This is a genomic window from Martinezella sp. CNPSo 3795 (genome assembly GCF_057784475.1).
The window spans coordinates 36,426-62,657 of record NZ_JBXSOQ010000016.1 but is presented as its reverse complement, the minus strand read 5'-3'; the positions used below and the strand labels follow the sequence as shown (position 1 = coordinate 62,657).

Genomic DNA, 26,232 nt, shown 5'->3' with positions numbered 1-26,232 from the left:
TGCTCCTATTCTGTCAGGCGTCGAAGCCCAGAAACCATGCTTTCATCTGGGCTATGCGTTCATGAACGGTGTCATCGGCCGCAGGCCCGGGCACAAGCATCGTGTCTTCGGGCTGGAAGGTGCGGCCGGTGACGCGGTCGATGAGAAGCGGGTCGCGATCCTCACCGGTATTGGCGTCGACGAGGCGCATTGCGACTTCTTCGGTAGGCAAGTGCCGATTGCCCCAGGTGAAGAGCGCCATCAGCACGGGGAAGAAATCCCGGCCCTTCTCGGTCAGCACATATTCGTAGCGCGGCGGCCGCTCTTGATAGAGTCGCCGCTCGAACAGACCTTCGTCTGTGAGATGCTTGAGGCGCCGCGTCAGGATGTTCGGTGCAACGCCGAGATTTTTCTGGAATTCGTCGAACCGGCGCAATCCCTGCAGCGCATCACGCAGGATCAGGATGCTCCACCAGTCGCCTACGCTTTCAAGCGCACGGGCGGCGGGGCATTTGAAATTGCTGAAGCTGGTTCTCTGCATGGGCGAGGCAGATAGCATGAGTAACTATCATGATGCAAGTTACTATCGCGAAGCTAGATTTGCTCGAAGCAGGAACTCAATCTGCTGGCGCGCGAAGCTAGATGGGAATGAGCGAAATGCGCCTGGCTGTGGCCAGGCCGCGGGTTTTCAGTACGGAGGTGCCTTACGGGCGCGCTGCTGTTTTGCTGCCTCGGTCCACCAGGTGAGGTCGTCGGCAAAACGGGGAAAAGCTCTTGCCAGCGCATCGCCTCCGCTCCCGGTGGGTCTGCCGTCAGCGTCCAATGCTGCCGATATGTTGGCGACGGCAAGCGTGCTTGAGATGACGACCATTCCCATCTCTGAAAGAGTGCCATGCCAGGCAGGCGCCGCATGTGCGCCGGAGAGGCGGCCGCCGGAGTAGCTGGCAATCGCCGCCGGGCGCCAGAACCATTCTTCCAGATAATGATCGGTCAGGTTCTTCAGGCCGGGCTGCATACCCCAATTGTATTCGCCGGTGACGAAAACGAAGGCATCGGCGGCTCGAATTTTTGCGGCAAGCCTCTCCATTGCCGGAGGAGCAGATCCTTTGGGATATTCCTTATACATTCGATCGAGCATCGGCAGTCCAACCGCCTGCGCATCGATGAGCTCCACGTCGTTTCCACGCTCAATCAGGCCCGCTACGATAAAATTCGCGAGCCGGATGCCGACGCGATCCGAGCGGTAGGAACCGTAGAGAACCAGAATACTGTCGGCCATTATTGATTATGTCCTCACAGTCTTGTGCGGCATGTCTGGAGCGGTTCAGCTCTTTATGGAGTCTTTGAACTGCTCTACCTCATTGTTTCCACGCAATTCTTGACGAAAATCGCTACGCACTTTTCCGGGAATTGCTTTAGGTTCGCGACTCCACCGGTACCGAAGCGGAGACTTCCTCCTCCGGAATATCGTCGAAGGACGCATAATTGAGGTTATAGAGCTTCGAGTAAAGCTTGCCGTTTGCCATCAGCTGATTGTGGTTGCCGCTTTCAAGCAACTGGCCGTTTTGCAACACGATAATGCGGTCGGCCTCGCGGATGGTGGCCAGACGATGGGCGATGACGAGACCGGTGCGGCCTTCGAGCAGCTTCACCAACGCTTTCTGGATCAGCATTTCGGTGTAGCTGTCGATATTCGCCGTCGCTTCGTCGAGCACGAGGATCTTGGCGTCGGCAACAAGGGCACGGGCGAAGCTGACGAGCTGGCGCTGGCCGAGTGAAAGACCGCCGCCGCGCTCGCCGAGAACGGAGTCGTAGCCATCCGGAAGGCGCATGATGAACTCATGCGCGCCGACCGCTTTAGCGGCCTCGATGACCTCTTCGCGTGTCGCCTCCGTCTTGTTGTAGCGGATGTTCTCCAGCACCGTACCGGTGAAGAGGAACGGCTCCTGTAGCACCATGGCGATCTGGCGTCCGAGCGAATCCTGTGTAAGGGAGCGCACGTCATGGCCACCGACCAATACCTGACCATGCTGCACATCATAGAAGCGATGGATGAGCGCCATCGAGCTCGACTTGCCCGAGCCCGTTGGCCCGATCAGCGCTACTGTTTCTCCCGGATTAACCCTGAAGCTCACATTCTTCAGCACGGGATGCTTGGGATTATAGCCGAAGATCACATCGCGGAATTCCACCGAGCCGTCCATATCCGGCGACAGCTCGATCGCATCGGGCGCATCCTTGATGTCGACTGGAACATCGAGCACCTCGGTCAGCCGCTGGCCGGACGCCATGGCGCGCTGCATGACCGAATATTGCATGGTCAGCGAACGGATCGGGTCGAAGAAGCGCTGAATGTAGAACAGGAAGGCGACCATGATGCCGACATCGAGCTTGTGGTTCAGCACCATCGAGCCGCCGACGATGATGACGATCGCCATGGCCATGCCAGTCAGCGTGTCGACGATCGGCACCATGACCTGGGCATAGCGGGCCGCCGTCAGGTGCGTCTGAAGGTTCGCATGGGCCTTGTCGTCGAAAAGCGAGAAGTTCACGCTCTGCCGATGCATGCCCTGGACGGCGCGCACCCCATGGATCGCTTCCGCCAGTGCGCCATTGGTAACGGAGTTGGTCTCATGCGCGTTCATGAAGGCGACACGCGCCTTCGGCAGCCAGAACAGCCGCACGATGAAAAGGATCGGCATGACGGAAAGCGTCAGCAGGCCGAGCCGGAAATCCAGCGACAGCATGACGATGACGATGCCGAAGAGCAGGGCAATGTCACCGACGGAAAGCACTGAAGTTTCAAGGAATTCCTGCATGGAGTTAACGTCGCCCTGCAGGCGCGACATCAGGCGACCGACTTCCGTTTTATCCATGAAGGATAGCGAGACCCGCTGCAGATGCGCAAACATCGCCCGGCGAATGTCGAACAGCACTTCCTCGGCGACCTGGCCGACATAGGTTTCCTGCACATAGCTTGCTCCGTAATTGACGAGGATGGCCGCCGTGAAAACTCCCAGAGACAACCAGAGTGCGGAATAATCTATGGCTCCGGGCGCCATCGCACTGTCGATCGCATGGCGGATGACGAGCGGTATGACGATTTGCGATGCGGTGAAGAGCAGAACGGCCGCAACGGAGATGTAGATCTGCCGCCGATAGGGGCTGACGAAGGCCCAGATGCGGCGGATGATCTTGCTGTCGAAGACCTTGCCGAATATCTCCTCTTCGACGCGATGGGACCCGACCACGGCACGGGGAGGGCGACGACCATCCTCGCGCACATCGTTGCGCTCGGTTTCGATGGTTTCCGACATTGTCATACCTCCCTTTTCGCCCTTTCGAGCGTGCCGCCCGACGTCTTGACGACATCATCCTCAGGGCGAACCTGCAGATCGTAGAGCGCCTTGTACCGCCCACCTGCGGCCAGGAGCTGCTCGTGCGTGCCGCGCTCGACAATCGCGCCATCCTCGATGAACAGGATCTGGTCGGCATGCATCAGCGAACTCAGCCTGTGCGCGACGATCAGTGTTACTCGGTCCCGGGCGAAACGCTTCATGGCGCTGCGGATGCGCTGCTCCGTTGCGGCGTCAATCGCGGCGGTGGAATCGTCGAAGACCATCACGGCCGGCTTCAGCATCAATGTCCGGGCGATCGTCAGGCGCTGACGTTGCCCGCCGGACAGCGACACGCCGCGCTCGCCAACGATTGTCGTGTAGCCGGCTGGCAGGCCGAGGATGTAATTGTGCAACTGCGCCGACTCTGCGGCGCGCTCTATGCGGGTTTCCTTCGCCCAGGGGTCGCCATAGGCGATGTTGTTCTCGATGCTGGTCGTGAACAGGAAGGAATCCTGCTGTACGACGGCAACGTTCTGCCGCAGCGATTGCAACGTCGCCTTGCGGATATCCTGGCCGTCAAGCGTGATCCGCCCGGCCGTGACGTCGTAAAAGCGTGGAATGAGATGGGCAATGGTGGACTTGCCGCTGCCGGGCGGACCAACAATGCCGACCGTCTCCCCGCGCTTTGCCTCGAAACAGATATTCTTCAGCACCGGCCGCATTTCCGAACCTGGATAGCTGAAGTCGACATTCTCAAAACGGAGCGTGCCTTCGGTCACGACGAGCGGCTTGGCGTCCGGCGCATCTTTGATGGGAATATCGAGATCGAGGAGCTCAAACAGGCGCGAACCGCAGGTCGAGGCACGTGCGAAAGCATTCACCATCAGGCCGAGCTGGCGCACCGGCATCTGCAGGATGGTCATGAAGGTCAGGAAGGAAGCCAGCGTGCCCACGCTGATCTCCCCATTGATGACCTTCAGGCCGCCGAGCCAAAGCACCAGACCCATGGACACGAAGAAGGAGAGATTCATGGCGCTGGTATTGACGACGCGGATGCCGACGCGCTTGTGGGCAAGTGAAAGCGCATTGTGCGAGGCCCGGTCGAACTTCATGAGTTCGTGTGCCTGCGCGGCGAAGGCGCGCACCACGCGGATGCCACCGAGATTTTCCTCCATCACGCGCGTCAGCACCGAGAGGCGCTCCTGCAGATCGAGCCACGTCGAACGCAACCGCAACTGCGTGACGGAAGAGCGCCACGCCACGAAAGGCACGAAGCTCAGGGCCAGGAGACCGAGCGCGACATCGGTCGATAGCAGCATATAGGCGCCGACGCCGATCAGCATGGTCAGTAGCACCATGCGCACCAGGGCGGTCGAGAAATACATGCGCACGCCTTCGAGATCGAGCAGGCCGACTGTGATGAGATCGCCAGAATGGGCCTTGTCGTGGAAGCTGAAGGAGAGCTGCTGGATCTTCTCATAGCAGGCGAGCCGAAGCTCATAGCCCATATGGTGGCCGACGGCTTCGCTATAGTAGTTCTGCACCATCGTGAACAGGCCGCGCAGAATGCTGATGACCAGCAGCAGCAACGCAGTCGTCAGCAGTGCATTTTCTGCGATCTGGCCGGCGGCACCGCCGGCAACCGCCGTCTGCGTCTGATCGACGGCACGGCCCAAGAGGCGGGGGATCGTCAGCTGCAACGTTGCAGCCACAAAAGTCGCCCCAATGGCGAAGCTTGTCTGCCAGGGATGGCGCAGCGTCATGTGGGTGATCCGGACGATCGTCGACAGGCCTTGGCCCCAACCGACCGCATTGACATGCGCACGCGAAACCAGTGGCTTCGCGGCGCTTCTTGATGAATCGCTGCTCACGCTTTTATCCAGGCATAATTAAACGAGGCGGGCCCGCAGACGGGTTCGTATCTCAAGGAAAATATTGATAGGATGAATTTTGCCGATTCCGTGGCGGCGTTCAAGAGTCAATCGGTCACAAGTCCAACGCGAGCGTTAGATTGCGTGTTTAAAAAATAATCGATCACATGTCGGGATCGAAACCGATGAGACGTCCTCTGGGCACCGTGCCAGAAAAGGAGGATATCATGCGCAAAGTTATAGCGGCAACATTCATCAGTCTCGACGGCGTCATGCAGGCACCCGGCGGTCCGGACGAGGATCCGACCGGCGGTTTTGAGTATGGTGGCTGGGTATTCCCTCACGCCGACGAGGAAACTGGTAAGGCGCTCTTCGAACTGTTCGAAAAGCCGTTCGATCTGCTGCTCGGACGCAAGACCTACGATATCTTCTCGGCCTTTTGGCCCTATGTCGGCGACGACGATCCAATCGGCCAGCGATTCAACAGCGTTGTCAAATACGTCGCAACGCGTGGCGATGCCGAGCTGAAATGGAACAAGAGCCAGTCGCTCGGCAAGGATGTCGTGGCGGCGATCAAGGGGTTGAAAGCAGGCGAGGGACCGGATCTTCTCATTCAGGGCAGTGGCGACCTTATTCAGACCCTACTGCGTCACAGGCTGATCGACGAATTCAAGCTGGTAATCTTTCCGGTCGTGCTGGGCGGCGGCAAGAAGCTGTTCGCCGGCGGAGCGGTTCCTGCCGCAATGAAACTGTTGCGCACCCAGTCTTCCTCTAACGGCGTCATCTTTGCGACCTATCAGCCGGATGGTCCGGTAAAGACCGGCTCCTTCGTCGGGCCGAATCCGTCCGAAGAGGAGATCGAGCGCCGCAAGCGGCTCCAATAATCGACCTGGCCGCGGCTAGGTGTTCGACGAGCGCCCAGCCGCAGTCATACCATGTGTTCCATTGCCTGAATTTCACGCAGCGATTTCATGATCTCGCGAAGGCCCTTGGTGAGATGCTTGTCCCGGCGCAGGACTATCCCGAGCTGCCGTACCAGTCTCGGCCTGAGCGGTGACGTCACCAGAAGATCGGACTTGTCGCGTCTCAGCGCCATGTCCGGGAGGATGGACCATCCGAGACCCGCGGCGACCAGCTCTTTGATGGCTTCGACGCTACCGAACTCCATGGCCGGTTCCGGGCGGACGCCGCCTGCCTCGAACCATTCGTTCGTCGCGCGACGTGTGTTGCCGCCTTCGTAGAGCAACAGAGTCCTGTCTTTCATGAATTCCACATCCGGCCCGCCATCCGGCATTGGGCTTCCTTTGGGGGCGACGGCCAAAAGCTCGTCCTCATGGAATGCTTCGACCTCGAGAGAACGGCCGACGGCGGGCAGGGCCACCACTGCGAGATCCAGCGCATTGGCTTCGAGATCCCGCAGAATCTCGTCGATATTACCGATGCGTACGATGATCTCGAGATCAGGCATGCGTTTCTTTGCCATGGCGATGGCGCGCGGCAAGAGATGAATTGAGGCCGTGCCGCCGCTACCGATCCGCACACGGCCGATCGATCCCTCACGAAAGGGCGTCATCGCCTCCTCCGCCACAGAGCAGGCTTCGATGATGCGCCGCGCATGCGGCAGCAGATCAAGTCCGGCCGGCGAGGGCTGCGCCCGTCGTCCCACGCGCTCGATCAACTTCACGCCGAGCCGTTGTTCCAGCAGCTTCACCTGCAGGCTGACGGCTGGTTGCGTCAGCCCGACCTTATCGGCGGCAGCCGTGAAACTGCCGAGATCGACGACACTGACAAAGGCGGCCAGCTGATCCAGATTGAGCAATAGAAAAATTCCTTATGGATTGTATAAATACCATAAGCTTCATTCATTGCTTACGCCAGTGCATCCTGAGGCCATGTTGATACGAGCCCCGAGGAGCATGAAAATGACCACCGACGTCGATAGCTCGATGCCTGCAGCGACAGGCGCAGGTCGTGGTCCGCGAAGGCGTGGAATTTTGCGAAGGGCGCTGGCGAAGTTTCTGGTCTATCTCGAAAAGCGTGAAACGAGGTGGGACCTGCGTGATCTTACTGACGATCAGCTTCGCGATATCGGCATGACGCGCGCCGAAGCGCGTGCCGAGGTCAATAAGTCCTGGTTTTGGGGATGAGGCAAGTCGCTCAAAGCGCGCGAGCCATCGGGCCGAACGCCTTAAATAGCGTCGCGATTCTCACTGTGTTTGGCACGTTCATCGCTGCAATCAGGCCGGCATAATCCTTATTCGCGGCGCGAAATCGTAACTCATTCCGGCGCAATCAACCGCTTGTGATCCGGCCAACCAATATTGAAAGCCAACCAATATTGAAAAGAGCAGGGGGGTATTGCTGCCTAACCCTTTTTTCATGGCGCCGTTCTTTTTTCCGCCATAGATTTGCCCGATCCATCGCCTTCGAAAAACGGCGAATATTCATTTTCGATCGCCCGCGCCCCGTCACAGATTTCACTCACAGGAAACGCAGACAAACCATGCTCAAGAAGACCTCCATGTTGCTCGCCGCAGCAATTTCGACCGCGTCGCTCCTCGGCGCAGCTTCGTTGGCGCAGGCCGGGCAGGCGAGTTATGTGGTGGATGTGCATAGCGGCCAGGTACTGGAGGCATCGAACGAGAACGAGCTGAATTTCCCGGCATCGCTCACCAAGATGATGACGCTCTATCTCGCTTTTGAAGCACTGCATGCCGGTCATCTGAAATGGGATCAGAAATTGACCATGTCGGAGAATGCCGAGAGCAAGGAACCGTTCAAATTCGCCATTGGCGCAGGTCGCAAGGTCACTGTACGCGAAGCTGTCGAGGGCATCATCGTGCTGTCCGCCAACGATGCAGCGGTTGCGATCGGCGAGCAGCTTGGCGGTTCCGAGGATAATTTCGGCAAGATGATGACTGCAAAGGCGCATCAGCTCGGCATGAGCAATACGGTGTTCAAGAATCCTTCGGGCCTGCCGGACCCGGAGCAGGTCACGACGGCCCGTGACATGGCAACCCTCGGCGTTGCGCTGATGCGTGAGTTCCCGGAAGAGTTCAAGCTCTTCTCAATGCGCGGCATCAAATTCCGCGGCATGAAGCTGCGCGGCCACAACAACCTCATGTATCGCTACGCTGGAGCCGACGGCATCAAGACCGGCTATACCGATGCCTCCGGCTACAATCTCGTGACCTCGGCGGCGAAGAACGGCCGCCGTGTTGTCGGCGTGGTAATGGGTGAGAAGACCGCTGAAATTCGCGACAACAAGATGGCAAGCCTTCTGGATACGTATCTGGCCCCTGTGGCGACAACAGCCACGGTGTCGACCGGAACTCCCAAGCAAAGCTCTGCCAACTGAGTTCGGCCTGATTTCAGAATCCAGCCAGCCATTCATCTTTGGGTGGCCACCAAGAGGGTGGCTCCGCTGAGAAGCCGATCCTGCCGCATCGCGCCTGTCGCGGAGGGCAGGGATCGCGTTTCTTCGTGCAAACGTGCGATGAAAATCCCGACTACTACTCGCTGAGAGGGCTCTCTCGTGGCGAATAATCAAGTAGCGATTGCCGAACTGGCGGGCTGCCCTATGTCTACAGCGGAAGTTGCTCGTTCGCTGCGCTTATCATGTTCTGGTAGGAAACAGCGCCGAACTGCGAATTCGCGTAGGCGGAGATATCTGGTTTCAGTTTGTTATTCTCCGTAAATGAAGGATCCATCATGGGCCGCGACCGGTCTGATGCTCCTTGCAATATAGATTTCGCAAACATTTCAACGCATTAGGTCAAGTTGGGAGGACCGGGATGACGTATGATGCACGTTTGGCGCGTGAGCGCGACTTTCATAATGAACGCTTCGGTGCAGTGGAGGAGCGCAAGGAGGACTCGTTCTATTTCGCGGTAAAGCCCGCCGTGGATGCCTATTGGCGGCTGGTGAGGGCGGCCTGTCCCGAACAGGACGTGCTCGAATACGGATGCTCAAACGGCATGAGCAGCATTGGTCTTGCACACTCCGCCAGGTGGATTACCGGGATCGACATTTCGGATGTCGCCATTCAGCAGGCCACGAACACGGCGGCTCTCCGTGGGATCGAGAACGTGACGTTCCAGGTCGATAATGCAGAGGATATGAATTTGCCGTCAGCGAGCTTTGACGTCGTTTTCGGCAGCGGCATCCTCCACCACCTCGTCCTGGATAAATCGCTGAGCGAGATCCGGCGCGTGCTGCGACCCGACGGCAAAGCTTTCTTCTTCGAGCCGCTCGGCCACAATCCCGTGATCAATCTCTATCGCAACCGGACGCCAGAGGCTCGTACTGTCGATGAGCATCCGCTTTTGAAATCGGACTTCGAGGTCGTGCGCAAATATTTCTCGAAGTGCGATCTGGAATTCTTCGGGCTCGCTGCACTCGCGTCCATTCCGTTTCGCAAGAGCCCGTTCGGCGCCGCGGTTCGGGGCACCGGCAAGCGGATCGATAATCTGCTGCTGAAAATCCCGGGTGTCAGATGGCAAGCCTGGATCGTCGTCATGGCTTTGGAAGCATGACGGGCCTGCCGGGCCATTGAAGTTCAGCCAGCCATAATGGCGAGGAAGCTACCGAGATGCATCGGGCCGACGCTGAAGGATAAGCGCTGTTATCCACATCGACGTGGGGGCGGGTATGCTCTCACGTCTTCCTTGCGAGTGACAACCCATTGGTATCATTCGCAAGTCGCACTTCATCCTTGAACCCACCCGGCTACAAGCAAATATCAGATAAGATAGATTATGGAACTAAAGCGGATATCGATATGGCGATGGTGCAGACGCTTTTGGCTTTTATTCTAGATGGTTGGCCAGATTTTCGAGGGTCGATTTCAGTCCCTCGTCATGATCTTCTCTGCGGATGCCGTGCGGCACGTCCTCACAAATTATGGTGACCCTTGTGCCGGTTGGAACCTCTGTCAAGGACCAGGTCATGGTCATCGTTCCGCCGAATGCGGCGTCATCGGATTCGAAATCTACCGCCTGAACGATGCGTTCATCCGCCATGATCTCGAGGAATCGACCGGAAACAATGTCGGTATGCTCGGAGGATTTTCCAGGCGTTGAATGATCCAGTGCGTCATAGGATAGCGCCATTCGATAACGGCCGCCTTTATGCGGTTCGAAGACGTGTATGCGGCACGTCATGCCTTTCGGCGGAAGCCATGAGGCCAATGCTTCGGGATCGAGGAATGCTTTGAAGATCGCGTGTGGCGTCGAGCGAATTATCCGCGAAGCCGTATCGGTCCTTTTGCCGTCTGAAGCCTTGCTCATCGCATCCTCCCTGTCGCACCGCGGGGATCCCATGGAATCTCTGCCGGCGCCGGTTGTATTCGCTATTCTTAGCTCGCCTTGATGCGGATCACCTTGGCCGCAATCTTTTCGGCCAGCGTCGTTGGATTGCAGGAGAAAATGCTGTCCGGGCGCCCGGCTGCGCACCAGACCTGATCGTAGGCCAAAAGGCTTTCGTCGATGAAAACAGGCAGATCGACCAGATGGCCGATTGGCGCAACGCCGCCGATAGCGAAACCGGTCTCATCGCGCACGCGATCGATATCGGCACGCTTCAATCGAATTCCATAAGCTGTTGCAATATATGCCGTATCGGCGTTATGGGCGCCTGAAACCAGAAGCAGCGTCAGCGCGTGCGTATCGGCATTGACGAAGACCAGCGATTTGACGATCTGACCAACGGCGCATCCTGCAGCCTTGGCAGCCTCTTCGGCGGTTCGTGTCGATTGCTCCATGCGCTTGATCGAGATGTCGAGCCCCAGCGCGCGCGCCGCAAGTTCGACGCGCTCCAGGCTGGAAAGCTTCTTGATATCTTCGCTCATAGCTCGTCATCCTCCACGTCGAGTTCGATCTGCATTTGATCGTAGGCCGGCTCGACATGATCGGGCGTTTCAGCCAGCACGGTTTCATAATCGAGCGGCGTATGCATGTGGGTCAAGATGGCATGTTTCGGCGCCAGGCGTTCGATCCATTCGAGCGACTGTTCCAACGACAGATGACTTGGATGAGGCCGATACTGCAATGCGTCGATGATCAGGATGTCTAGGTTTTGAACTTTTTCTATCGATTCCGGCGGGAAATCACTGATATCGCTGCAATAAGCGAGTTTACCGATACGGAAGCCCAGCGAATGGATATCACCATGTATCTGCTTGTGCGGCCAGAAGCGGATCGGACCGCCTGCCCCATCGATCACGAAACTTTTCTCGAGATTTTCGATCAGCACCGGCCGCACGATCGGCGGATAGCTGCTGCCGGGTGGTGTTTCCAGGCAGTAGCGAAAGCCTTCGCGAATGCGATCCATGGTCGGCGGATCGGCATAGATCGGGATGCGCTCGTTTGAAATATGGAAGTAGCCGCGCAGATCGTCGATGCCGTGAATATGGTCGGCATGGGCGTGGGTATAGAGCACGGCGTCGATGAAGCTGACGCCGGCATGGATCATCTGCTCTCGGAAATCCGGACCGGTATCGATGACGACCGTGGTGATGCCGCCATCCGGCGCGATCTGCTCGATGAGAAAGGCGGCACGTGTCCGTCGATTCTTTGCATTTTTCGGATCGCAGGCACCCCAGTCGCCGGTAATACGCGGAACGCCCGGCGACGATGAACAGCCCAAAATGGTGAAGCGCCGCCGGTATGTCACGACGTCAGACCCTCGTCATTTTGGAGAAGCAGCGGAAGGCGTTCGCTGTGGTGATTTCGGCGATATCAGCCATGCTGACGCCGATCGTGTCGGCCAGCACCTCGGCCGTGTTGACGACATAGGACGGTTCATTACGCTTGCCGCGCCAGCGCTTCGGCGCGAGATAAGGCGCGTCGGTCTCGACCAGCAGCCGGTCGTGCGGGATCGTTTTGGCAATCTCGCGCAACTCTTCCGATTTCGGGAAGGTCAGGATGCCGGAGAAGGAGATATAGCCGCCAAGCTCCACGCCGGTCTGGGCAAGGGCAGGGCCGGCGGAGAAGCAGTGGAGGATAAAGGGGAAAGCCCCCTTCCCTGTTTCCTCCGTCAGGATCGCGGCCATGTCCTCATCGGCGCTGCGGCTGTGAATGACGAGCGGCAGCTGTGTTTCGCGAGCGGCAGCGATATGGCGCAGGAAGCCGGTCTTCTGGTCTTCCGGCTTGACGGTATCGTAGAAGTAATCGAGACCCGCCTCGCCGATCGCGACGATCTTCTCGTGCTGATTTGCTAGCCGCACGAGGTCTTCCGTCTGGATGTCCAACTCCTGGTCGGCGCTGTTCGGATGGGTGCCGACGGAGCAAAAAACCGACGGATAACGCTCGGTGAGCGCAAGCAATCCGTCGAGCTTCCTGACCTTTGTCGAAATGGTGACCATCTGCTTGACGCCAACCTCGTGAGCGCGGGCGACGATCGCGTCGCGCTCCTCTTCGAAATCGGCAAAATCCAGATGGCAATGCGTATCGATCAGCATGGAGAACCTTATTCGGCGGTCGGCGCGACATAGCGCGGGAAGACCGGCTTCGGGGCTTCCAGCGGCGTTCCGGCAACGAGGCGGCCCGCCTCGCCGAGCGCCGCGAAATCACGCTTGTCGGATGGGATGGCAATAAGATCCAGGAGCTTGCCCGAGGATTCCGGCATGAACGGCTGCAGCAGAATGCTGATCTGGCGCACGACGTCGGCCGTGACGTAGAGCACGGTCGCCATGCGGGCAGGATCGGTCTTCTTCAGCGCCCAGGGCTCCTGGCTCGCGAAATAGCGGTCCGTCTCGGAAACGACAGCGATGATGGACGCAAGAGCACGATGAATGAGCTGCTTGCCCATGTCTTCGCGGGTCGAAGCGAGCAAGGCGTCGGCCTGTGCGAGCAGCGCCTTGTCCTCGTCCGTCAGCGGTCCGCATTCCGGGATCTTGCCGTCGCAGTTCTTGACGATCATCGACAGAGAACGGCTGGCGAGGTTGCCGATGCCGTTGGCGAGATCGGAATTGATGCGCGTGCCGATCGCCTCTTCGCTATAGCTGCCGTCCTGGCCGAAGGAGACTTCGCGCAGGAAGAAGTAACGCACCTGGTCGAGGCCGAAATGGTTCACGAGATTGACCGGATCGACGACGTTACCGAGCGACTTCGACATCTTCTCGCCCTTGTTGAGCAGGAAGCCGTGGGCATAGACGCGCTTCGGCAGGGGCAGCTTCGCCGACATCAGGAAGGCCGGCCAGTAGACCGCGTGGAAGCGAATGATGTCCTTGCCGATGACATGCAGGTCGGCCGGCCAGTATTTCGCCCGCGGATTGTTCCGATCTTCGATGTAGCCGGTCGCTGTGATGTAGTTCGTCAGAGCGTCGACCCAGACATACATGACATGCGACGGGTCGTTCGGCACCTTGATGCCCCAGTCGAAGGTCGTGCGCGAGATCGACAGATCCTTGAGGCCGGATTTGACGAAGGAAATGACTTCGTTGCGGCGCTCGGACGGACCGATGAAATCCGGATTTTCCTCGTAGTGCTTCAGCAGCCGGTCCTGGTATTCGGAGAGCTTGAAGAAGTAGCTTGCCTCCTCCACCCACTCGACTGGCGTGCCCTGAGGCCCGTAGCGCACGCCGTCGGCGCGCAGTTCGGTTTCGTTTTCCTGGTAATAGGCTTCGTCGCGCACCGAATACCAGCCGGCATAGGAATCCTTGTAGATGTCGCCGGCATCGGCCATCAGGTTCCAGATGTTCTGCGAGGTCTCATGGTGGCGCGGCTGCGTCGTGCGAATGAAGTCGTCATTCGACGCGTTCAGCAGCTTCCCCATCGCCTGGAATTCATCGGAATTGCGGTTGGCGAGCTGCTGCGGGTCCATGCCTTCGGCCCGCGCCGTCTGCTGCATCTTCTGGCCATGTTCGTCCGTACCCGTCAGGAAGAAGACGTCGCGGCCATCGAGGCGCTGGAATCGCGCCAGCGCGTCGGTGGCGATCAGCTCATAGGCATGGCCGATATGTGGCTTGCCGTTGGGATAGGCGATCGCGGTGGTGATGTAGAACGGAGTTTTTTCGGTCATGTGAGGCAATGGCCCGCTTTTACTGTTACGTCGCTGTTATTCTTGCTCCGCTCGCTTTAGCGCATGTTTGTCATGAGCGAAACACCAAGTTTCGCGCCCGCAGCATTCGGAACTTCGGGATGGTGCCTTGCTTGACTCGGCTCCGCCTCGCCTTTACCCCTTCCGAAGAGTGGAGCGCAGGACAGAAGTGGCCGTGGATTTCATCATTTTATGTATTGGTCTGCCTAACGGCTTCAAGAGGCCGTGATATTGAGTTTGATTGATTCCTTTCAGCCGCTCTATTCCTTTTCCGGCTTTTTCGTCGGCATGCTTGTAGGCATTACAGGGGTCGGCGGCGGTTCGCTGATGACTCCCCTCCTCGTGCTTCTCTTTGGCGTTCATCCGGCAACAGCGGTCGGCACCGACCTCCTTTACGCGGCAATCACCAAGACGGCGGGAACGGCCGTGCACGGCATGCACGGGCGGGTCAATTGGAAGGTCGTGAGCCTTCTGGCGTCAGGCAGCGTGCCGGCGGCGCTCGCCATGCTCTGGATCATGGCCGGCGTCAACCGCGAGAGCCCCGCCGTTGCTCATACCATCACGCTGTCCTTGGGCTGCCTGCTGCTTTTGACGGCTCTGATGCTGATTTTTCGTGGCCAGATCATTGAGGCCATCCGTAAATGGCGCGGCGAACGCGGAACGATATCACCACGCAATATCGCTCTGTTGACCGTCATACTCGGCCTTATACTTGGCATTCTTGTCACCATGACCTCGGTCGGCGCGGGTGCGCTCGGTGTCACAGTCCTGCTGGTGCTCTATCCCCAGACGGACGTGCGCGAAATCGTCGGCTCCGATATCGTCCACGCAGTGCCGCTGACCCTGATCGGCGGCATGGGATATTGGCTTATCGGCGAGATCAACTGGACGATGCTGTTCGCCCTTCTGATAGGGTCGATCCCGGGCATCGTCGCAGGCAGTCTGCTGGCGCCGCGCCTGCATGAGCGGTCCGTGCGCATCATCCTTGCCGTCACGCTGGCGGTTGTCGCCTGGAAGCTGATCTTTCCCTGACACGATTCACAGGAAACTTCGCGGTGGCTTTCGCAGGGAATTACGATCTGTCTATGCCGAAAGCTGCTGCTTGAGTTCGCCGAGAATGGTGATAAGCGTCTGCTTGCGGTCAAGATTGTACGCTTGGGACACGTTCAATCGCTCAGTGGTCTCAGAGTGCAGCCGGGCCAGCCTCTCGGCCGTGGAAATGGAGCCGCCAAGCGCGGCAGCGCGAGCCCGGTCTATGATGTCATCGCCGATATGCGACAGGAAGAAGCCAAAGATCGTGTCGCTGTCCTTGCCGGAAAGCGCGTCGGCGAGGCGGTGCATCGCCTTGCGAGCCGCCGGCCCATCAGCCGAAAGCACCTGCCGATAGGCCTCGATGATCTCGCCGCCGCCGTAGTTCAGGAGCTTGAGCGCTTCGCTGACGCTACCCTTGGCAGCGGAGAGCAATTCACTCCCCTGCCCGGCCGGCACGCCAAGATTTTCGAGTGCCTTGCGCAAGGCATCATTGCCGAGCGGCGCAAGTTTCAAAGGCAGGCAGCGTGAGCGGATCGTCGGCAGAAGCCGGCCCGGTGCATGCGAAAGCACGAGGAACAAAGCGCGCTTCGGCGGTTCCTCGAGGATTTTCAGGATGGCGTTGGCCGCACTGCGGTTGAGATCGTCGGCGGGATCGATGATGACGATGCGCCAGTTGCCGGTGCCAGAGGTTTGCGAAAAGAATTTTCCGGCGCGGCGCACTTCGTCGACGGTGATCGCGGATTTCATCTTGCCGGTCTTGTCGTCGACCGGCCGGCTCAAATGCAGCAGATTGTGCGATGCTCCGCCGGAAATCTGCCTGGAGACGACCGATCCCGGATCGGGATCGCCGATCGTCTCCGGCGCTGACGCCGGATCGGGATGGGAGAGGACATGATTGGCGAAACGGAAGGCGAGCGTCGCCTTGCCGATGCCCTCAGGCCCTTCGATCAGCATTGCGTGGTGGCCCTTGCCGGAGCGATAGGATTGCGCGAGGAAAGTTTCCGCCTCTTCATGGCCGAAGAGCTTCGCATTGTCTTGCGGAGGAATAGCGCCGTCGAGGACGCCCGGACGTTCATCGCTCATTGCGCCGCTTCCGATCCCGCGGCGATATTGGCTGCACCAAGCCGCTTGTCGACAATCCCGGCGATTTCAGCGGCGATCTCATCTTCCGACCTCTGGGCATCGATGACGTGACAACGCTCGGGCTCGCGGGCGGCGATATCGAGGAACGCCTCGCGGCGCTTCTCGTGGGTCTGCATCTCCTCCTTCTCGAAGCGATCTGGTGCGGTTACGGCGGAGGCGCGCTTGCGTGCGCGCGCCAGACCGACTTCGGCGGGAATGTCGAGAATCAGCGTGCAATGCGGAATGACGCCGTTGACGGCAACCCTCTGCAGAGCCTCGATATAGTCAGGCTCGAGATTGCCCGTTACGCCCTGATAGACGCGCGAGGAATCCATGAACCGATCGCAAAGGACGATGGTGCCGCGCGAAAGTGCCGGGCGAATGACGTCCTCGACATGATCGTTGCGGGCAGCAGCGAACAGAATCGCCTCCATGCGCGTGCCGAACATTTCCGCAGCACCTGAAAGCAGGACGTGCCGCACCGCTTCCGCTCCGGGCGAGCCCCCGGGTTCGCGCGTTACCAGGACCTCATGGCCACGCTCGCGCAACCGTTCAGCCAGGCGGCGAATCTGGGTGGACTTGCCGGCCCCCTCGCCGCCTTCGAAGCTTACGAATAATCCGTTTGCATCAGCCAATGATCATGTCCTGCACTTTTCGCATGCCATGCGTGCGGCGTGCGATACGCATCCTGTTTAACCCAAGACATGTCCAGGTGGAACCGTGCATGTCCCGGTCTCCGCCACTCTATATGGGGTGTGAACAGAGATTTCGCGAGCCTTGCGGCCCACTCAGGTCGGCAAAGGCTTGTCCCACAGCCAGGAGAACAGCAGTGATTCCGTCAGTTCCATGAGGGCATCGAAGGCGCGGCGACCCAATGTGCCCTGCCCGACCGATTCTTTCGTGTAGAGTGGCAGCTCCCGCACCAAACGCGCACCCAGGAACACGCGAAGGGTGCCGGCTTCGTAACCCGCGGCCACCGGCGCTGTCAGAGGCCAGCGATAGACGATACGCGCCGAAAGCCGATCCGGTGTCTCGATCGGCACATAGACGTCGACGGGTATTTTCGCCTGCAGGCCGACGGTGGAAGCAGCGCCGCCATAGACGCTGGCGTTGCCGATCACTTCGCCATCGGCGAAGATGCGTTGGCTCTTGAAATTGCTGAGTCCCCATTCGAGGACGCGTCGCGTCTCCTCGATGCGTTCCTTGTCGCTCTTCAGCCCGCCGAGTGCCAGGAACAGCCTGCGTCCATCGCGCTGAATGGAGGCGACGATCGAAAAGCCCTCACTCTCGGCAAAACCCAGCCCCAGGCCATCTACACCGATATTGAGCAGAAGCATCGGGTTCTTGTTGCGCTGGTAGATCTTATTCCAGGTGAAGTCGGCCTGCCCGAAATATTTGTAAAGATCCGGGTGCTTCTCCTGCAGGTCCTGCGCCAGCATGACCATCTCCCGCGCGGAAACCCTGCCGCCGCCATTGGGGTCGTTGGCATCGGGCAGTCCGGTCGAATTGATAAAGGTCGACCGCGACATGCCGATCTCGCGGGCACGCGCCGTCATGCGCCGCGCGAATTCGCGTTCGTTGATCGACATACCCTCGGCCAGAACGATGCAGGCGTCGTTCGCCTGCTGTACGGCTATACCCTGGATCAGATCGCCGACGCGGATACGCGATTTCAGGGCTGCGAACATTGTCGATGCACGCGAGGGAGCGCCGCCGGTGCGCCAGGCATTTTCCGAGACGGGATATTCCGTGTCGAGGTTGATCTCCCCTCGCCCGATCGCGTCGAAAACGACATCCAGCGTCATCAGTTTCGCAAGCGACGCCGGCGAAATCAGCTGATCCTCGTTCTTGGCAAGCAGGATAGTGCCGGTCGAGGCTTCAATCATGAACGCCTGCGCGGCTTTCGTGTCGAAAGCGCCCGGTGCGGCCGGCTGCGCGACGGCCGTGACATTCGCGAACCCGAGGAGAAAAAGGAACAAAAGAATCAAGCGCTTTGGCATATCGTCCCCTTCATCCGACCACCGGCACGATTATTTTAGTGACGGGTTAAGATTCAGGCAATGACGCCGATCAATCGACCTGCGTCGTACCCTGATGCTGGCGGCGATAGGACGAGAGAATCGATTCCTGCGTGAGGCCGTCATTGCGAACCATGACGGCATCGAAAGCGAGGTCGACATAAACTGTTTTAACCGGCGCTTCCTGATATCCGGCAGCCATGGAGCCAAGGGACTGGTCCTTCTGGCTTGCCAGGCGCGGAGAGAAATCCGGCCGCTCGCGGGGGATCGGGCCGATCCGCGGAAGCACGATCATGGTCGGGTCCGCCGCTTCCGCCGCAGGCATCGCTCCGCCATTCCACGTCATCGGCGGCGGGTCGTTGCGCTTGGTGGCGTTGTAACCGCCATCCGGGGTGGAGTCGGCGAAGGCCGTTGCTGAATAGGGCGACTGGCGCGGGACGGGTGCAATCGCCGGCGCGGCATCAAAGCTGCGCACCTCGCGGCTGGCGCGCGTCGGTGTTGGGGTATATGAATCCGGCAGCTGATCGGCAGTCATCCGGCCGGCAGAGGCCACCATCACGCCGGTTGCGATCTGGCCACCCGGGTTGATGCTGGGCAGACGCGAACCCTTCGGGATGTAAGAGGCCATCAGATAGGGTTCGTCATGACCGTCCATGCGGGCGCGGCCGACATATTGCACGCGCACATTGCCCGTGCCGCTATGCTGAAGGTCGAGCAGTTGTGCCGTCTTGTTCGAAAGGTCGATGATGCGGCCGGGATGGTATGGGCCGCGATCGTTGACGCGAACGATGATGGAGGATCCGGTCTCAACATTGGTGACGCGGGCATAGCTTGGCAGCGGGAAGGTCGGATGGGCGGCAGTCAGCGACTGCTGGTCGTAGACTTCACCGTTGGCGGTGAGACGACCGTGAAAAGCCGAGCCGTACCATGAAGCGATGCCGACCTTGTTATAGCCGAAATCTTCCTTGGGGTAATACCACTTGCCCTTCACCTGATAGGGATTGCCGACCATGAAGCGGCCGCCGCCCTTCGGCACCGGTCCGTTATTGACGACGCGAGGGCTCGCCTTAACGCCATATTCCTTCTCGGAGAAATATTCCTTGCCGTGCTTGCGTGTCGAAGCAACCTTCTGAGACGTCCCGCAGGCCGTAATGGTTGCGCACATCAGTGAGAGAGCAAACCAACGCATGGCCGTTGTGTATGTCACCGCCCGATTTTCGAATGTCATCTGTCCCAAGCCGCTACTCATTACTTTGACGGAGGTCTGCTACCGGTAATCCCTCGCTCCGGTATCCTGCTACGCTCCAATCACCTAACGGTGCTTTAATCATGATTGCACTTTGTCCATTTTGCGATGCAAATTGAGCGCACCGAAGAATTTCCGAAGATCATGGTTAACGCTCAGTAAAGCGCTGCCGGCCGCAAGTCGTGTCGATCACATCCATCCCGCGACGGTAACGGTCTGCTTTCTGAACGCCACCAGTCGTGCCGGACTGCAACAGATGCACTCGGTTTGTCATTGCGCTGGGATTGCGAAGGAGAGATTTGGCGCAGTTTTCTCAGGCTGCTGTATCAAGATGCATCAATAGTTTGTCGTGATAGATGTCGCCGATTCTAACGCGCCGATAATGTGCTGCAGTTTGTCCGGGTTGCGGGTGCAATAGATGGCGACGATTTTTTCCCGTTCGACCTGCAGCGCGGTGGTCTGTACGACACTGTCGCCTTCTATTGTCACGAAGCCCGGCAAGCCATCGATGACGGCATAGTGGATCAGTTGCGAGGGATGCGCGCGGAAAATTCGCGCCAGTCGCTCATGAAGCCGCATGGTGGCAGAAAGCCCGATGTGTGGTCGCTGCGATGTCGGCACCTTGCCGCCGCCGTCGGCATAGACAACGACATCCTCTGAAAGCAGAGCCTGAAGGGAGGCCATGTCTCCCGTTCTCGACGCCGTGAAGAAAGCCTCGGCAAGCTTGAGCCCTTCTTCCTTCCCGACCGCAAAACGCGGCCGGGCCTCGGTGACATGTGCCCTCGCCCGGCTGGCAAGCTTGCGACATGCGGCAGCCTCACGACCAATTGCCGACGAGATCTCATCGAAACTCATGCCGAACACGTCATGCAGAAGAAAGGCGGCTCGCTCCAGCGGCGAAAGACGCTCCAAGGCCAGCATCAGCGGCATGGTTATATCGTCAGCGGCATCGCCATCTTCCGGATCGAAAATCGGCTCGGGCAGCCAGGAACCCACATAGGACTCCCGGCGACGACGGGCCGATTTCAGCTCGTTCAGACAAAGCCGGGTGACGACTGTCCGCAGGAATGCCGCCGGTTCGCGAATGGAAGCGCGATCGGTCGCCAGCCAGCGCAACCAGCTATCCTGCACGATATCCTCGGCATCCGTGACCGATCCGAGCATTCTGTAGGCGAGCCTGACAAGGCGCGGACGCAGCTCAGCGAAGATTGGGTCGGACGGCGCCTCATTCATTGGCTGCGAACTCGCGCGCAAATGGATTGACCTCGCGGCCACGAGTAAACTGCAGCGCCGTCAGCGCTACCCGACGGCCAAGATGGCGTGCGGTCGCGAGATCGGATGCCGGTGGCGCCGTCTCCGGGCCTTCGTCTGTATTGGCCTGCGCCGCTGCACCAAGCCAGAAGCCGAGGCGGTTCATGTCTTCTTCCGAACCTGTCGAAGAGCAGTTGGCCGGCGGCAGATCGAGACCGACCCAATGCATTCCGTGCTGGGCTGCGAAGATCACCATCTGCATCAGCGTCGAAAGCTTGTCACCGGATCGTGACCCAGAGGTAGTGAAACCGGCTGCAATCTTGTCCCTCCACAAATAGCCCCTCGCAAGAACTGTCTTCGACGTCGCCTCCTGAAACGCTTTGAATGGTGCAGAAACTGCGCCCATATAGGTCGGGGAGCCAAAGATGATCGCGTGCGCCGCATTGAGATCACTCCAGTGGCGCTCCACCCCATCTACGGTCAACAGCATAGCCTCCGCGCCATCAACCTCTTCGACCCCCGCCCTGACGGCCTCGGCTTGTCGGCCGGTATGTCCGTAGCCGCTATGATACACGATTGCGATGCTCTGCCGGATCATTGTCATCTCCTTCGAAATTGGTGTTGTGAAGGGCATGACAAGGCAAGGATTCTTAATGTGACACGTCGCGCTTCATTTTCGATGGCAATCTGCGTGACTAAGAATATCAAGAATGGCTAATATGGTGTGTATGGGATGGGAGGGCCATCGGCCATAAAATCTAATGATTTCATATGGATATGGCGGAAGAGGTGGGATTCGAACCCACGGTACGGTTTCCCGCACGCCGGTTTTCAAGACCGGTTCCTTAAACCACTCGGACACTCTTCCAAGCAACTGAAAAGGCCTGAAAAATCCACATAGTGCTGATTTTTCGAAACCGGGTGTGGCTACCGGTTTTCTGCCCAATCACTCGACGGCTGGCTTTTTAGCAGCTTTGGTCGCCGCGTCAACTTGTTCCGCCTAGCTCCTTCGCATTCTCGATGTCGGCTGGAACGGCGATTGAGGAATATTCATCGAGCCGGGTGGCGCTGCGGGAACTTCATATCGTCAGCGCGCTAAAAATAAGGTGGCCCGGCCGCTGAAATGGCCGGGCCACCTTCGCCAGGTCAGGGGTCAAATCTGACTGAAGCAAGCTATTAATAAGTGATACTTATCTTTTGTCAATTATCAGTACGCCGGACCAAGCACTTGATGATCGCCGCCATGTTGATGGCTTCGGCTATCCGGGATAGTTTCCTTCCATGGCTTCTGACGATCATTCCCTGTCTCTTGGTATCACCCCCCTCGCCGGCCCTGCCCTCACCGCTTTTTTCAGCCGGGACGCCGTCGTGGTCGCGTCCGATCTGATCGGGATGCGCTTCACTGTTGCGGAGGTGGGCGGCCGAATCGTCGAAACGGAGGCCTATCGACCGGATGATGCGGCATCTCACGCCTATAACGGTCCGACATCGCGCAATGCGGCCATGTTTGGACCGGCCGGCCATGTCTATGTCTACCGCTCCTACGGCATTCACTGGTGTCTGAATTTCGTTTGCACCAAGGGGAGCGCCGTGCTCATCCGGGCGATCGAGCCGGAAAACGGCATCGCGCACATGATCCAGCGGCGGGGGCTGGCCGACATCGTCTCGCTTTGCAACGGGCCGGGTAAGCTCTCGCAGGCCCTGGCCGTCGATATCGATCTCAATGGCCGTTCATTGGATGCGGCGCCGTTTTCGCTTTCGCTTGCGGAACCGGTGCCGATCGTTGCCGGCAAGCGCATCGGCATCACGAAGAACATCGATCCCCTTTGGCGTTTCGGTGCTGCCGGCTCACGCTTTATCAGCCGCCGTTTTCCATGATCGAACAAAAACGGCCGCCGGGGTGGTGCCCGGCAGCCGTTGAGCCACGCAGTGAAACTGGAAAGGCTGCGTAGCTATTCCATCGCGACGCTGTGATCGACCGCCGGCGGTGCCTTCGGCTTGCGCAAGAGCACTAGCAGCGGCATGGCGAAGATCGACATCAGCATCAGCAGCTTGAAATCGTCCATATAGGCGATGATGGTCGCCTGCGTCGTGATCATCCCATCGAGCGTCGCACGACCGACTGCCGTCATCGGGCTCACCCCTTGCGCGGCCGTGAGGCCGAAATACCGATTGAATGGCGTGACATAGGCGGCGATATTGGCATGGTTGACCTGCGTATTCTCGGTAATCAGCATCGAGACGACCGAAATGCCGACGCTGGAGCCGATATTACGCGAGAGGTTGTAGAGGCCGGTCCCTTCGCCGCGCATCTGCGCAGGTAGCGTCGCGAAGGCAATGGTTGTCAGCGGCACGAAGAGGAAGCCGAGGCCGGCACCCTGGACGAAGCCGACCGAAATCAGCGTCCATTGCGAAACATCCGGCGTCCAGCCCGTCATGTCGTACATGGCCCAGGCCGTCAGCGCGAGGCCGATGAACAATAGCCAGCGGGTGTCGACCTTGCCGATCAGCCGCCCAACCAGAAACATGCAGAACATGGTGCCGAGGCCGCGTGGCCCCATGACGATACCGGCAGTGACGACCGGATAGCCCATCAGCGTCTGCAGATAAGGCGTCATCAGCGCCAGCGAAGCCAGATAGGTTACGCCGACGATGAAGATGAACAGGATGCTGACGGCAAAGTTCTGGTCCATGAAGAGCCGCGGATTGACGAAGCTTCGCTCGGCCGTGAACATGTGCACCAGAAAGAGATAGAAGGCGCTGACGCAGACGAGCGCCTCGACGATGATCTCGCTCGAATAGAACCAGTCGAGCTGCTCGCCGCGATCGAGGAACAGCTGCAAACCGGCGATCGCGATCGAAAGCATGCCGAAGCCGAACCAGTCGAGCTTGGCGAGTGCATCGAGCTTGGTTTCCGTCACGTAGACGACGATGCCGAAGAAGGCGAGCGCACCGATCGGCACGTTGATGTAGAATACCCAGCGCCAGCTGATATTGTCGGTCAGCCAGCCGCCGATGACGGGACCCAGAACCGGCCCGACCATGACCGAGACCCCGAACAGCGCCATGGCACGGCCGCGCTCCTCGACATTGTAGATATCGAGCAGGATGCCCTGTGACAGCGGTACGAGCGAAGCGCCGAACAGGCCCTGCAGCAGGCGGAAGCCCACAATCTGTATCAGCGATTCCGACAGGCCGCACAGCACCGAGGCAACGACAAAGCCGGCGATTGCCACCAGCAAGACCCGCTTGCGGCCGAATTTTGCCGAGAGGAAGCCGGAGGGCGGCGTCATGATCGCCGCAGCGACGATATAGGACGTCAGGACCCAGTTGATCTGGTCGGCGCTGGCGGAAACGTCGCCCTGGATATGCGGCAGGGCGACATTGGCGATGGTGGTATCCAGCGCCTGCATGATGACGGACAGGATGACGCAGGCGGTGATCGCACCACGATTGGCAACGGGCGCCGCGGGAGAAGCGGTGGCGGTATTACTCATGATCCTGACCGCGGGAATGACCCAGCAGGTTGGTGACGAAATCAGGCAGGCCGCGGGCATGGCCGGTGTCGACATCGGCGACGACGCTCATTCCGACGCGCAGCGGAGGCTTGCCCGCCGTGTCGTCGATATTGATGATCATCGGTATGCGTTGGACGACCTTCACCCAGTTGCCGGTCGTGTTCTGCGCCGGCAGAAGCGAGAAGCTGGAACCGGATGCCGGCGCTATGCTGGCAACCGTGCCCTTCCAGGTCACACCCGGATAGGCGTCGACCGAGATATCGACCTTCTGGCCGGGCCGGACATAGGTGAGTTCGGTTTCCTTCGGGCTGGCGTTGATCCATAGATGCGTGGTGGAAACCAGCGAGAATCCTGGCTGGGAAGCCGTCAGATAAGCGCCGACCTGCAGCGAGGGTACGTTTGCGGTCACGCCGTCGAAGGGGGCTTTGACGACGGTGTCGTCAAGTTCGCGTTGCGCATTGTCAACCGCAGCCTTTGCCTGCAGATAGAGCGGGTTCTGCTCCGGAGGCAGATCGGCAGTGCCTTCGCCGCCCAACTGGGCGAGAGTCGCGGCGGCTGTGGCCTTTGCGACCAATACCTTCTGCTGCGCGGCTTCGAGATTGTGTCTGGCCTGGTCGAGAGCCGCCTTGGAAGCGACCGAATTGGTGATCAGGTTCTGCTGGCGGTCGAATTCCGTCTGATAGTACGGGATGTCGGCCTGCGCCTGCGCAATTTCCGACAGGGATTGCTTGTAGCTCGCCTGCAGGTTCAGGATCTGGTTCCTGGCATTGCCGAGTTGCGCTTTCGCACCTTCAAGCGCGATCCGGAACGAATCGGGCTTCAGGCGGAAAAGCACCTGTCCTTTCTTCACCACCTCATTTTCATGCACGTCGACCGAGATTACCGTGCCGGAAACGTCGGTGGAAACACCGACCATATCGGCCTGAATGTAGGCATTGTCCGTGGACATGATCTGCCCGCCGGTGACGTAGTAGTAGCCACCGATGACAAGCGCGACCGGAAGCAGCGCAAACAGGACTGGTCGCGTCATGCCACGGCGCTTGCGCGGCGCCTCCGGGGGCGCTGCCGGTGCGGCCGGCGCAGTCGTGGAAGGCTGGGGCGCCGGGTTTGAGGATGGAGCCTCGGCGACGGGAGCTTGATTTTGTTCGGAGGAGTTTGCGTTCGCGGGTACGCGAAGTGGGGAGGATGCTTCAGCCATGTTGTAACTCTTTATCGACTGCTTTTGAACGGCAGGCGCTAACCAGGTTCGATTTCATAAGGGTAAGCAATTCATAGAGGCGCTCTTGATCTTCCTGAGAGGCGCCCTCGAGCGCTTCCTTGCGCGACTGTTCGCCAATGCTGCGCATGGCGTCCATCAACGGCCGGGCCTCTTCGCGCATATAGAGTAGCCAGCTGCGCCGATCATTCGGATGCTGCCGGCGCTCCACCAGCCCCCGTTCGCTGAGCTTGTCCAGAATACGCACCAGCGTGATCGGCTCGATTTCGAGAATTTCGGCCAGTCCGGCCTGATGGATACCTTCATTGTTTGCAAGGTAGGCAAGGGTTTGCCACTGCGAGCGCGTCAGGCCCAAATCCTTCGCACGCTGCTCGAATCTCTTCCGAAGGAGTCGCGCAACGTCATGGAGGAGAAAACCAACGGTGGGGGTCGAAATCATTGTATGGGGAGCCTGCTATTCATAAGCAACCTTATAATTGTTGTTACGTATAGTAAGCGCCCACGTGATACAAGAGGGTGCGCGTTCAACAAATGGCGATGGTCAACATGTCGCAGGGAGTGTCACAAAGATATCGCAGCAGGCTTCGGTTGTGGTGCAATGC

25 protein-coding genes and 1 tRNA gene are annotated in these 26,232 nt (G+C 59.1%); 6 read left to right on the top strand and 20 right to left on the bottom strand.

Going from position 1 to position 26,232, the window contains the following annotated elements; genetic code table 11:
* Positions 1-13: 13 nt before the first annotated feature.
* The 4 genes from AC13QY_RS29385 to AC13QY_RS29370 form a co-directional block, all read right to left on the bottom strand.
* On the bottom strand, positions 14-520 hold the full coding sequence (locus AC13QY_RS29385; RefSeq protein WP_113352677.1) for a winged helix-turn-helix transcriptional regulator: 507 nt from the start codon (positions 518-520) through the stop codon (positions 14-16).
* A gap of 147 nt (positions 521-667) precedes the next feature.
* The gene (locus AC13QY_RS29380) at positions 668-1,258 is read right to left on the bottom strand and encodes an NADPH-dependent FMN reductase (protein ID WP_113352534.1); all 591 of its coding nucleotides are present in this window, start codon (positions 1,256-1,258) and stop codon (positions 668-670) included.
* 136 nt (positions 1,259-1,394) lie between these two features.
* On the bottom strand, positions 1,395-3,296 hold the full coding sequence (locus AC13QY_RS29375) for an ABC transporter ATP-binding protein (RefSeq protein ID WP_113333787.1): 1,902 nt from the start codon (positions 3,294-3,296) through the stop codon (positions 1,395-1,397).
* Positions 3,297-3,298: 2 nt separating this feature from the next.
* Positions 3,299-5,188, bottom strand: a complete 1,890-nt coding sequence (locus AC13QY_RS29370) for an ABC transporter ATP-binding protein (RefSeq protein ID WP_113352533.1) — start codon at positions 5,186-5,188, stop codon at positions 3,299-3,301.
* Between the two features lie 227 nt (positions 5,189-5,415).
* On the opposite strand from AC13QY_RS29370, the gene AC13QY_RS29365 reads away from it, so the two are divergent.
* Positions 5,416-6,072 carry a dihydrofolate reductase family protein gene (locus AC13QY_RS29365; RefSeq protein ID WP_113389634.1) on the top strand — a complete coding sequence of 219 codons (657 nt, stop codon included), beginning with the start codon at positions 5,416-5,418 and terminating at the stop codon, positions 6,070-6,072.
* A 44-nt stretch (positions 6,073-6,116) separates the two neighbouring features.
* Here the strand turns inward: AC13QY_RS29365 and AC13QY_RS29360 are convergent, their stop codons facing one another.
* Positions 6,117-7,007 carry a LysR family transcriptional regulator gene (locus AC13QY_RS29360; protein WP_113352532.1) on the bottom strand — a complete coding sequence of 297 codons (891 nt, stop codon included), beginning with the start codon at positions 7,005-7,007 and terminating at the stop codon, positions 6,117-6,119.
* A gap of 103 nt (positions 7,008-7,110) precedes the next feature.
* Here AC13QY_RS29360 and AC13QY_RS29355 point away from each other — a divergent pair, with 103 nt between their 5' ends.
* The 3 genes from AC13QY_RS29355 to AC13QY_RS29345 all read left to right on the top strand — a co-directional run bounded on the left by AC13QY_RS29355 (position 7,111) and on the right by AC13QY_RS29345 (position 9,723).
* On the top strand, positions 7,111-7,335 hold the full coding sequence (locus AC13QY_RS29355) for a DUF1127 domain-containing protein (protein ID WP_113352531.1): 225 nt from the start codon (positions 7,111-7,113) through the stop codon (positions 7,333-7,335).
* Between the two features lie 356 nt (positions 7,336-7,691).
* Positions 7,692-8,546 carry a D-alanyl-D-alanine carboxypeptidase family protein gene (locus AC13QY_RS29350; protein WP_152096152.1) on the top strand — a complete coding sequence of 285 codons (855 nt, stop codon included), beginning with the start codon at positions 7,692-7,694 and terminating at the stop codon, positions 8,544-8,546.
* Between the two features lie 436 nt (positions 8,547-8,982).
* On the top strand, positions 8,983-9,723 hold the full coding sequence (locus tag AC13QY_RS29345; RefSeq protein WP_113352529.1) for a class I SAM-dependent methyltransferase: 741 nt from the start codon (positions 8,983-8,985) through the stop codon (positions 9,721-9,723).
* Between the two features lie 273 nt (positions 9,724-9,996).
* Here the strand turns inward: AC13QY_RS29345 and AC13QY_RS29340 are convergent, their stop codons facing one another.
* The 5 genes from AC13QY_RS29340 to metG form a co-directional block, all read right to left on the bottom strand.
* Positions 9,997-10,476: an SRPBCC family protein gene (locus tag AC13QY_RS29340; protein ID WP_152092837.1), complete on the bottom strand. Its 480-nt coding sequence runs from the start codon at positions 10,474-10,476 to the stop codon at positions 9,997-9,999.
* 68 nt (positions 10,477-10,544) lie between these two features.
* On the bottom strand, positions 10,545-11,036 hold the full coding sequence (locus AC13QY_RS29335) for a YbaK/EbsC family protein (RefSeq protein ID WP_113330692.1): 492 nt from the start codon (positions 11,034-11,036) through the stop codon (positions 10,545-10,547).
* Complete coding sequence (locus tag AC13QY_RS29330) at positions 11,033-11,860, bottom strand: MBL fold metallo-hydrolase (protein WP_113330691.1); 828 nt, start codon at positions 11,858-11,860, stop codon at positions 11,033-11,035. Before AC13QY_RS29330 ends, AC13QY_RS29335 begins: the two co-directional genes overlap by 4 nt.
* A gap of 4 nt (positions 11,861-11,864) precedes the next feature.
* Positions 11,865-12,647 (bottom strand): TatD family hydrolase, encoded by a 783-nt coding sequence (locus AC13QY_RS29325; RefSeq protein WP_112340749.1) that lies wholly within the window; start codon positions 12,645-12,647, stop codon positions 11,865-11,867.
* A gap of 8 nt (positions 12,648-12,655) precedes the next feature.
* Complete coding sequence (metG, locus tag AC13QY_RS29320) at positions 12,656-14,209, bottom strand: methionine--tRNA ligase (RefSeq protein ID WP_113389622.1); 1,554 nt, start codon at positions 14,207-14,209, stop codon at positions 12,656-12,658.
* A 306-nt stretch (positions 14,210-14,515) separates the two neighbouring features.
* On the opposite strand from metG, the gene AC13QY_RS29315 reads away from it, so the two are divergent.
* The gene (locus AC13QY_RS29315; RefSeq protein ID WP_488494373.1) at positions 14,516-15,259 is read left to right on the top strand and encodes a sulfite exporter TauE/SafE family protein; all 744 of its coding nucleotides are present in this window, start codon (positions 14,516-14,518) and stop codon (positions 15,257-15,259) included.
* A gap of 51 nt (positions 15,260-15,310) precedes the next feature.
* Here AC13QY_RS29315 and AC13QY_RS29310 read toward each other — a convergent pair whose 3' ends face one another.
* The 7 genes from AC13QY_RS29310 to AC13QY_RS29280 all read right to left on the bottom strand — a co-directional run bounded on the left by AC13QY_RS29310 (position 15,311) and on the right by AC13QY_RS29280 (position 21,764).
* Positions 15,311-16,342: a DNA polymerase III subunit delta' gene (locus tag AC13QY_RS29310; RefSeq protein WP_488494366.1), complete on the bottom strand. Its 1,032-nt coding sequence runs from the start codon at positions 16,340-16,342 to the stop codon at positions 15,311-15,313.
* Positions 16,339-17,016 carry a dTMP kinase gene (gene tmk / locus AC13QY_RS29305; protein WP_152096148.1) on the bottom strand — a complete coding sequence of 226 codons (678 nt, stop codon included), beginning with the start codon at positions 17,014-17,016 and terminating at the stop codon, positions 16,339-16,341. Before tmk ends, AC13QY_RS29310 begins: the two co-directional genes overlap by 4 nt.
* Before the next feature lie 153 nt (positions 17,017-17,169).
* The gene (locus tag AC13QY_RS29300; protein WP_152092832.1) at positions 17,170-18,381 is read right to left on the bottom strand and encodes a D-alanyl-D-alanine carboxypeptidase family protein; all 1,212 of its coding nucleotides are present in this window, start codon (positions 18,379-18,381) and stop codon (positions 17,170-17,172) included.
* Positions 18,382-18,451: 70 nt separating this feature from the next.
* On the bottom strand, positions 18,452-19,627 hold the full coding sequence (locus AC13QY_RS29295) for a septal ring lytic transglycosylase RlpA family protein (RefSeq protein ID WP_233789764.1): 1,176 nt from the start codon (positions 19,625-19,627) through the stop codon (positions 18,452-18,454).
* Between the two features lie 354 nt (positions 19,628-19,981).
* The gene (locus AC13QY_RS29290) at positions 19,982-20,878 is read right to left on the bottom strand and encodes a sigma-70 family RNA polymerase sigma factor (RefSeq protein WP_113352521.1); all 897 of its coding nucleotides are present in this window, start codon (positions 20,876-20,878) and stop codon (positions 19,982-19,984) included.
* On the bottom strand, positions 20,871-21,494 hold the full coding sequence (locus AC13QY_RS29285) for a flavodoxin family protein (protein WP_488487064.1): 624 nt from the start codon (positions 21,492-21,494) through the stop codon (positions 20,871-20,873). Before AC13QY_RS29285 ends, AC13QY_RS29290 begins: the two co-directional genes overlap by 8 nt.
* 180 nt (positions 21,495-21,674) lie before the next feature.
* Positions 21,675-21,764 (bottom strand) — tRNA-Ser (locus AC13QY_RS29280).
* A gap of 413 nt (positions 21,765-22,177) precedes the next feature.
* Between AC13QY_RS29280 and AC13QY_RS29275 the strand changes: the two genes are divergently transcribed.
* Positions 22,178-22,774: a DNA-3-methyladenine glycosylase gene (locus tag AC13QY_RS29275; RefSeq protein ID WP_152096128.1), complete on the top strand. Its 597-nt coding sequence runs from the start codon at positions 22,178-22,180 to the stop codon at positions 22,772-22,774.
* A 74-nt stretch (positions 22,775-22,848) separates the two neighbouring features.
* Here the strand turns inward: AC13QY_RS29275 and AC13QY_RS29270 are convergent, their stop codons facing one another.
* From AC13QY_RS29270 to AC13QY_RS29260, 3 genes are read right to left on the bottom strand one after another with little or no spacing between them, the layout of a single operon-like run.
* Positions 22,849-24,393, bottom strand: coding sequence for a DHA2 family efflux MFS transporter permease subunit (locus AC13QY_RS29270; protein WP_113352518.1), 1,545 nt, complete (start codon positions 24,391-24,393; stop codon positions 22,849-22,851).
* Positions 24,386-25,612 carry an HlyD family secretion protein gene (locus AC13QY_RS29265; RefSeq protein ID WP_113330681.1) on the bottom strand — a complete coding sequence of 409 codons (1,227 nt, stop codon included), beginning with the start codon at positions 25,610-25,612 and terminating at the stop codon, positions 24,386-24,388. Before AC13QY_RS29265 ends, AC13QY_RS29270 begins: the two co-directional genes overlap by 8 nt.
* Entirely contained in the window at positions 25,605-26,069 is a 465-nt protein-coding gene (locus tag AC13QY_RS29260; RefSeq protein ID WP_069612200.1) for a MarR family winged helix-turn-helix transcriptional regulator, read from the bottom strand. The genes AC13QY_RS29265 and AC13QY_RS29260 overlap by 8 nt, the downstream gene beginning before the upstream one ends.
* Between the last annotated feature and the right edge of the window lie 163 nt (positions 26,070-26,232).